This window comes from Nocardia noduli, from assembly GCF_019038455.1.
Taxonomy (GTDB): Bacteria; Actinomycetota; Actinomycetes; order Mycobacteriales; family Mycobacteriaceae; genus Nocardia; species Nocardia noduli.
Map to the genome: position 1 here is coordinate 1 of NZ_JAFMPL010000192.1, position 5951 is coordinate 5951.

At 66.2% G+C, this 5951-nt stretch carries 6 protein-coding genes and 1 tRNA gene; 2 read left to right on the top strand and 5 right to left on the bottom strand.

The features are described from left to right. Nucleotides 1–73 precede the first annotated feature (73 nt). The 5 genes from JZ792_RS40480 to JZ792_RS40500 form a co-directional block, all read right to left on the bottom strand. Entirely contained in the window at nucleotides 74–334 is a 261-nt protein-coding gene (locus JZ792_RS40480) for a hypothetical protein (RefSeq protein WP_216918189.1), read from the bottom strand. A gap of 68 nt (nucleotides 335–402) precedes the next feature. Continuing rightward, the gene (locus tag JZ792_RS40485; RefSeq protein ID WP_216918191.1) at nucleotides 403–1098 is read right to left on the bottom strand and encodes a DUF4190 domain-containing protein; all 696 of its coding nucleotides are present in this window, start codon (nucleotides 1096–1098) and stop codon (nucleotides 403–405) included. A 119-nt stretch (nucleotides 1099–1217) separates the two neighbouring features. Then, a complete protein-coding gene (locus JZ792_RS40490; RefSeq protein ID WP_216918193.1) occupies nucleotides 1218–2198 on the bottom strand; it encodes a ribose-phosphate diphosphokinase in 981 nt (326 codons plus the stop codon). Then, a complete protein-coding gene (gene glmU, locus JZ792_RS40495; protein WP_216918195.1) occupies nucleotides 2198–3688 on the bottom strand; it encodes a bifunctional UDP-N-acetylglucosamine diphosphorylase/glucosamine-1-phosphate N-acetyltransferase GlmU in 1491 nt (496 codons plus the stop codon). The genes JZ792_RS40490 and glmU overlap by 1 nt, the downstream gene beginning before the upstream one ends. A gap of 129 nt (nucleotides 3689–3817) precedes the next feature. After that, a tRNA-Gln gene (locus tag JZ792_RS40500) sits at nucleotides 3818–3888 on the bottom strand. A gap of 447 nt (nucleotides 3889–4335) precedes the next feature. On the opposite strand from JZ792_RS40500, the gene JZ792_RS40505 reads away from it, so the two are divergent. Further along, a complete protein-coding gene (locus JZ792_RS40505; protein ID WP_216918199.1) occupies nucleotides 4336–4962 on the top strand; it encodes a TetR/AcrR family transcriptional regulator in 627 nt (208 codons plus the stop codon). A gap of 169 nt (nucleotides 4963–5131) precedes the next feature. Further along, entirely contained in the window at nucleotides 5132–5779 is a 648-nt protein-coding gene (locus tag JZ792_RS40510) for a TetR family transcriptional regulator (RefSeq protein WP_216918197.1), read from the top strand. The last annotated feature ends 172 nt before the right edge of the window (nucleotides 5780–5951 follow it).

A 5951-nucleotide genomic window follows, 5' to 3' on the forward strand; every position in this document is an offset into this window, starting at 1 on the left:
GGTTGTCGCCGGGTTGCTGCGGTGTGGTCATAGCGCCTTCCTCGAGCGGGGTGGGTCGCTAGCTGACGGATACCTACAGATCGGTGTCGTCCACGATATCCATCGCGGCAGCTTCGGCCGGACGATCGTCCTGCTCGGCTTCTTCGGCCGCCCGATCGCCCCGTGACCACTCCTGCTCGAGTTCTTCGCCGATTCCGAGCCTGCCGTCGTCCTCGTTCTCCCGATAGCGGATGCGCAGGTCGTCCGGCGGATTCTCGACGTTCCGCTCGTATTCGCGGATCTCGTCGGCCTGCTCGTCGTCTCCCATATCCATATCCAACGGTTCACGGTCCATACCGGACAGTATTCCCGGATTCGGCGCGGCGACGCGGATCCGAACCCGGGAATTCGCGCGAGCCGCGATCAGCTGTGGCCGATTCCCGCGATACCGACGACGGCGACGACCAGCACGATCGCGATCGCGAGCACGACGCCGTTGGCGATCGCGGCCCACTTGCCGAGTTGTTCACCCTTCGAATGGCCGACGATCCCGAAGATGATCCCAGCGGGCGCGGTGACGACGATCGGTATGAAACACAGCACCGCCGCGACCGCCGTGATTCCGAGGCAGACGAAACTCGCGATCGACCACGCCGGGGTATCGGATCGGGGCGGCCCGTACGGGCCGTACGGCTGGTAACCGGGTCCGCCGTACTGCGGCGGGTAGCCGTACGCCGCGGGCTGCGGATATCCGGGCTGCCCGTAGGCGCCCCCGGCCTGTGGATAACCGGGTTGCTGGGGATAACCACCCTGTTGCGGATAGCCCTGCTGTGGATACGTGGGGATGGATTGCTGCGGGTAGGCGGGGTGACTCGGCGCAACCGCGCCCGCCGGGTCGGCCGGGTAACTCGACGGCGCCTCGCCGGTCGGATACGCGGGATAACCCCCGGGCGGCGTGTACTGCGGCGGCCCGGCGTCCTGCGGCTGGGCCTGCGGGAACGGCGCCGGCCCGGTACCCGGCCGGTAGACCTGGGTCTCGGCGGCCCTGGCCGGATCGGCGACGTTGTCCTGTGCCTTCTCCAGGCTCCAGCCCCGCTGCGGTTCCTGCGGTGTCGTCACGGTGACTCCCCCTCCTACGAACGTATGTCTGTCGCACGCGTTATCGCCGTCGACGGCGCCCACGTAACGCAGTCGGCGGCCCGGACCGGAGTCCGAGCCGCCGAACCATGACGAACGTACTACGCGTTGCCGTTGAACAATCCGGTGACCGAACCGTTCTCGAAGACCTCGCGGATGGTGCGCGCCAGCAGCGGAGCGATCGAGAGCACCGTCAGCTGCGAGAACTTCTGGTCCTCGGTCAGCGGGAGGGTATTGGTGACGACGACCTCTTTGGCCCCGCAGTTCGCGAGACGCTCGGCGGCCGGATGGCTGAGCACGCCGTGGGTCGCGGCGATGACCACGTCGCCCGCGCCGGCCTGCTTCAGCACGCTGACCGCACCGGCGATGGTGCCGCCGGTGTCGATCATGTCGTCGATCAGGATGCAGGTGCGGCCCTCGACGTCACCGACCACGCGGTTGGCCTTGATCTGGTTGGGCACCAGCGGGTCGCGGGTCTTGTGGATGAACGCCAGCGGTGAGCCGCCGAGTGAATCCGCCCACTTCTCGGCGACGCGCACGCGGCCGGAATCCGGCGAGACCACGGTGATGTGATCGAGGGTGTAGTTGTTGCGGATGTACTCCGCGAGCTGTACCTGCGCGTGCATGTGATCGACCGGGCCGTCGAAGAAACCCTGGATCTGGTCGGTGTGCAGGTCGACGGTGATGATGCGGTCCGCGCCCGCGGTCTTCAGCAGATCGGCGACCAGGCGAGCCGAGATCGGCTCACGGCCGCGGTGCTTCTTGTCCTGACGGGCGTAGGGGTAGAACGGCAGGACCGCGGTGATCCGCTTGGCCGAACCGCGCTTGAGCGCATCGATCATGATGAGCTGTTCCATCAACCACTGGTTCAGTGGCGCCGGAAAGCTTTGCAACACAAAGGCATCCGAGCCGCGAACGGACTCCTCGAACCGGACGAAGATCTCGCCGTTGGCGAAATCACGCGCGGTCTGGGGGGTGACGTGGACATCGAGTTCCTTGGCGACCTGCTCGGCCAGCTCAGGATGAGCGCGTCCCGAGAAGAGCATGAGGTTCTTCTGGTTGTCGATCCATGACGCGGTCACTACTGTTTGCCATCCTTTTGCTCTATAACCTGACTCGACATCTCGTCGGCCGCCGACACTGCCGCCGCCGCCGCGCGCGCCGCATCCGTCCCTGGACGGTGGCGCTGCACCCAGCCCTCGATATTCTTCTGCGGTCCACCGGACACCGCGAGAGCTCCGGGGGGAACGCTTCTGCGCAGTACAGTACCCGCCGCCGTATAGGCGCCGTCACCCACCGTCACCGGGGCGACGAACATGGTGTCGCTTCCGGTGCGCACGTGTGAGCCGACCACGGTGTGATGTTTGCGTACCCCGTCGTAGTTGACGAACACGCTGGACGCGCCGATGTTGCTGTGTTCACCGATGGTTGCGTCACCGACATAGGTCAGGTGCGGCACCTTCGAATGCGCGCCGATCGACGCGTTCTTGGTCTCGACGAAAGCGCCGAGCTTGCCCGATTCGCCGACGACGGTTCCCGGCCGCAGATAGGCGAAGGGACCGATGGCGGCACCCGGCCCGATCGACGCGCCCTCGCCGTGACTGCGCACCACCCTCGCGCCGTCGCCGACCAGCACATCGGTGAGAGTGCTGTCCGGGCCGATCTCGGCGTCCTCGCCGATGACGGTGGTGCCGAACAGTTGGACCCCGGGCCGCAGCACCGCGTCCCTGCCGATCTCCACACCCACATCGACCCAGGTAGTGGCCGGATCGATCACGGTGACGCCCGCGCGCATATGCCGCTCGAGGATGTAGCGGTTGAGCGTGCCGGTCGCCTGGGACAGCTGTACCCGGTCGTTGACACCGGTCACCTTGGCCGAATCGACCAAGCGCGCGCCGTGCACCGGATGCCCGGCGTCGTGGGCGAGTCGCAGCACATCGGTCAGGTACAGCTCGTGCTGGGCGTTCGCGGTGGAGAGCCTGCCGATCATCGCGCGCAGGACCGACGCGTCGAAGGCGTACACACCGGAGTTGACCTCGGTGAGCGCGCTCTGCTCCGGTGTCGCGTCGGCGTGCTCGACGATCTCGACGACCTGACCGTCCACGTCGCGCACGATGCGGCCGTAACCGTTCGGATCGTCGGGGACGAAGGTCAGCACCGTCACGGCCGAGCGTTCGGTGTAACTGCGGTGCTCGTCGAGCAACGCGCTCAACGTATGGCCGTCGAGCAACGGCACGTCGGCGGAGGTGACGAGCAGGTCGCCGGTGAAATCGGCGGGCAGCGCGTCCAGCGCGCACCGGACCGCGTGGCCGGTGCCGAGCTGTTCCTCCTGGATGGCGAGGCTGATCTCGCGGCCGAGATCGGCGGCGACGGCGTTCGCGGCAGCCCCGACCTGCTCCCTGTCGTGGCCGATCACGGTGATGAGGTACGCGGGGTCGATCTCGTTCGCCGCATGCAGCGCGTGTGCGAGCATGCTTCGACCGGCTAGCGAATGCAGCACTTTGGGGGTCTTCGACCGCATTCGCGTTCCGGCTCCGGCTGCGAGAACGACGACGGCGGTCTGCTGTGGCATGGATCTCCCTCGGCTGCCTGTCATCGTGCTTCGGCGGCTTCGTTCTCGGTCAGCGCTGTGTGCTTGTGGGTCCGCATATATGTGGTCCGCGATAGTGCGCGGCCAACGATAGGCCATCGTGCCGGTGTGCTCCGCCGCCAGGACTCGAACCTGAACTATCTGAACCAAAATCAGAGGTGCTGCCATTACACTACGGCGGATCGTCACACCGGCGGATCGGGAAACCCGCCGCTGTGCCCCGCGGCACGGCATGAATCCTCGCATGAGACCCCGCGTCAAGTCGAGCTAGCCCGCCTGCCCGCGGATTTTTCCCCGCGCGCGTCGTATGTGAGGTACCCGCCGGGCCGCCGAAGTCGTGTCCTCCGGTCGGCCGAACGTCGATCGCGCCCCGGCAGTCCGCGGGTCGGCGCACCCGCGAACACCGCTGTCTGGAACAGTTGTCGCGGAACGGTAAATGTCCGTGCAGGGAGGCCAGACAATGCGTACGACCCACTTCCCCACGCAACGACCGACACTCCACCGCCATGGGTAATCCGCAGGGGACCTCGAGGAGCAGGCCGGACGCGGGGCGATCGGCCGGGCGCGAACCCGTCGATCCGGCCACCGGCGACAAACTCCGCAGGAGCGGCTCGCCCGCACGTCCTCGGATGACCGGCACCCAGCGCCGCCAGCAACTGATCGAGATAGGCCGCGCGCTGTTCGCCGAACGCGGATACGAGGCGACCTCGATCGAGGAGATCGCGCAACGCGCCCAGGTCTCCAAACCCGTAGTGTACGAACACTTCGGGGGTAAGGAAGGCCTGTACGCGGTGGTCGTCGACCGCGAGATGTCGATGCTGCTGGACATGATCACCTCCTCGCTCACCCAGAACCGTTCACGCGTGCGGCTCGAACAGGTGGCGCTCGCGCTGCTCACCTACATCGAGGAACGCACCGACGGATTCCGAATCCTGGTGCGCGACCAGCCGGTCGCCACCGACGACGGTCGCTACTCCAGCCTGCTCAACGAGGCCGTCAACCAGGTGGCGCACATCCTCGCAGGCGATTTCGAGCGCCGCGAACTCGATACCAGCCTGGCCACGCTCTACGCGCAGGGACTCGTCGGTATGGTGTCCACCGCCGCGACCTGGTGGCTCGATGTCCGCACACCGCCCAAAGAGGTTGTGGCAGCCCATTTGGTGAACCTCTGCTGGAACGGACTGCGCCACCTGGAGGCCGATCCGCAGCTGGACTCGGAGTGGCCGACCACGTCCACCGACCGACCCGAGAGGTAACCAGCGAATTGCGATGGAGGCCCGGCTGAATGCTCGAATTGGTTAACGGGCGTACACCTGGTGGTACGGTTCACGCATCCTCTGGGTGCTGTTCGGGCGGTGTATCGGTCTACTTCGAGATGTCGGTCTACTTCAGGATGGCTGGGTTCAAGAATGACAGGCGGATCTGATGGCTAGGCAAGCGCGCGCGGAAATCACCCGCGACTCCGTCCTTGCGGGCGCTGCCGATGTCTTTCTGCGCTTGGGCTATGCGAATGCGAGCCTCAGCGAGATCATCGCGCAATCGAACGTGACCAAGGGCGCCTTGTACTTTCACTTCGGCTCGAAGGAAGAACTCGCACGCGCCGTGGTCGACCAGGGCAACGAGCGCCTGGTCGGTTCGTGCCAGGGATTCTTCGATCCCCGAGTGCCCGCGCTGGAAGCATGCATCGGCATCACCTACGTGGTGGCCGACCTATCCATGAACGACCCGATGGTCGGCGCGATGCTCAAACTCACGCACCAGATCGGCGACTACCGCGGTGCCCAGGGCGACAACATCGCCAAAACCTGGGGTGACACCTACCGCGTACTCGCCGAACGTGCCATCGCACAAGGCGATCTGGAAGCGGAACTCGACTCGGACGTGGTCGGGCTGCTACTCCAGGAAATCACCGCGGGCGTACACATCGTCGCCGTCGGCACGGACTCCATCGACCAGATGGCCACCCGCATGGAACGCGCGTGGTACTTCCTGCTGCCGTCGCTCGTGCCGGGCGAGAAGTTGTCGTACTTCCGCGAATTCGCGGCACGAAGGCTCCGCAGATACGTGCCGTAATTTTGGCGGCCCGGGGGCCGCGGGTTCGCGGCCCTTCTTGTCTCGCGTCCGAGCGGTCGATACTCGCGACTTCGTCGCATTGTCTCGACCGCTCGGACGCGAGACGGCCGCGAACGGGCGCTCGTAAGGCTCGCGCCGTGAGGGTGGGGGTCGTGGCGACCGGTGCTTGGCG

Excerpts from the sequence above, each read along its gene's own strand:
- JZ792_RS40480 (WP_216918189.1), bottom strand. The coding sequence starts at position 334 with ATGGACCGTGAACCGTTGGATATGGATATGGGAGACGACGAGCAGGCC.
- glmU (WP_216918195.1), bottom strand. The coding sequence starts at position 3,688 with ATGCCACAGCAGACCGCCGTCGTCGTTCTCGCAGCCGGAGCCGGAACG.
- JZ792_RS40505 (WP_216918199.1), top strand. The coding sequence starts at position 4,336 with ATGACCGGCACCCAGCGCCGCCAGCAACTGATCGAGATAGGCCGCGCG.
- JZ792_RS40510 (WP_216918197.1), top strand. The coding sequence starts at position 5,132 with ATGGCTAGGCAAGCGCGCGCGGAAATCACCCGCGACTCCGTCCTTGCG.